This window comes from Arsenophonus sp. ENCA, assembly GCF_002287155.1.
Lineage (GTDB): Bacteria > Pseudomonadota > Gammaproteobacteria > Enterobacterales > Enterobacteriaceae > Arsenophonus > Arsenophonus nilaparvatae.
The window spans coordinates 1-1,443 of the sequence record NZ_NHNG01000083.1; the positions used below are offsets into that span (position 1 = coordinate 1).

General features: G+C 34.6%; 2 protein-coding genes. One reads left to right on the forward strand and one right to left on the reverse strand.

Annotated elements, in window-relative coordinates:
* A partial coding sequence (locus CBG25_RS02490) for an integrase core domain-containing protein (RefSeq protein WP_290603686.1) occupies window positions 1-603 on the forward strand: 603 nt, incomplete at its 5' end.
* A 279-nt stretch (window positions 604-882) separates the two neighbouring features.
* On the opposite strand, the gene CBG25_RS02495 is transcribed toward CBG25_RS02490, so the two are convergent.
* Complete coding sequence (locus CBG25_RS02495) at window positions 883-1,179, reverse strand: hypothetical protein (protein WP_290604290.1); 297 nt, start codon at window positions 1,177-1,179, stop codon at window positions 883-885.
* Window positions 1,180-1,443: the final 264 nt, after the last annotated feature.

Genomic DNA, 1,443 nt, shown 5'->3' on the forward strand with positions numbered 1-1,443 from the left:
AAGAAAGCACAGGATGATGAAGCCAGTGGTGAGATTGAAACAGCACATCCGGGTTACCTGGGGTCGCAGGACACTTTTTATGTTGGTCATTTAAAAGGTGTTGGTCGTATCTACCAACAAACTTATATTGATACTTACTGCAAAGTCGTTCATTGTAAACTTTACACAACGAAAAGTTCGATAACTGCTGCGGATTTATTAAATGACAAGGTTCTGCCTTTTTATGCCCAACATGGATTACCGATATTACGTATACTGACGGACAGAGGTAGTGAATATTGTGGTAAAGTTGAGCATCACGATTATCAACTTTATCTGGCTATCAACGATATTGATCACACAAAAACTAAGGCACGCTCGCCTCAAACTAATGGAATTTGTGAACGTTTTCATAAAACCGTATTACAAGAGTTCTACCAGGTAGTTTTTCGTAAGAAAATCTACGGTAATTTAGAGGAATTACAAACTGATTTAGATAAATGGTTAGAGGAATACAATAACCAGCGTACTCATCAAGGAAAAATGTGTTGCGGTCGAACACCCATAGCAACTTTACACGATGGAAAACAAATTTGGAGAGAAAAAGATTTAAATCAAATTTAGCCTGACAGATACTGTATAAATAACCGGTAACTGTCAGATCAAGTCTGAGCTACTACAAATGAAAGCCAAGGGTTAATTGAAAATCTTGAGTTTTTCGAGGTGCCCTGCTGTAGTTTTCATAGATATTCTGGCTACCGGTTTTTATCCAAAAGCTAAAGAATTTTCAAAACGGAGAAGATTGTTAATTGCCTTTGTTATTTTCTTCTTTGCGTTCCACGTATTTAACTTTTTCCGTTGATTTTATGTGAGGTTGAGATGTTATTTCTCAACCTCACATAATCAATCACTATCTTTAACAGATTTTTGTTCAAAAAAAGATTCTGCTAGCGGATGATCTTTTAGTATTTCTTCGTAATCGTTTGGGTCAAAACAACCACACATCCCAAGAGAGATAGGTCTAATAATAAATTCAGAACAACATCCAGTAGTTAACTGCATTCGATTATATTTGTCATAGCCAAAAACAGTGTAAATAACACGATCATCATTATCAAAATACTCTTTGCATATAGAACATCTATCAGGATGCTTATTCATTATCTTATTTATTTCTTTTTTTTGATTACGAGTAATCATATTATTCCTGTATGTTTTAAAAACCGAATCCCTTGCCTTTACCAAGTTTTAATTTCTGTTCTTTCCTGATTTTCTTTACCATATCATTCCTATGGGCTACCCATTGAACACGATTAGTGAACATTAAACTAGTTGCTGAATAGAGACTTGCATTTTTTGTCACGCTATTGAGAATAAAAAGAGGTTTAACTTAGAGAATAAAGGTTTGAAATGATCAACAAAGAGCGGCTGTTACGAGATAATCGTTTATGTAAAGCAATCATT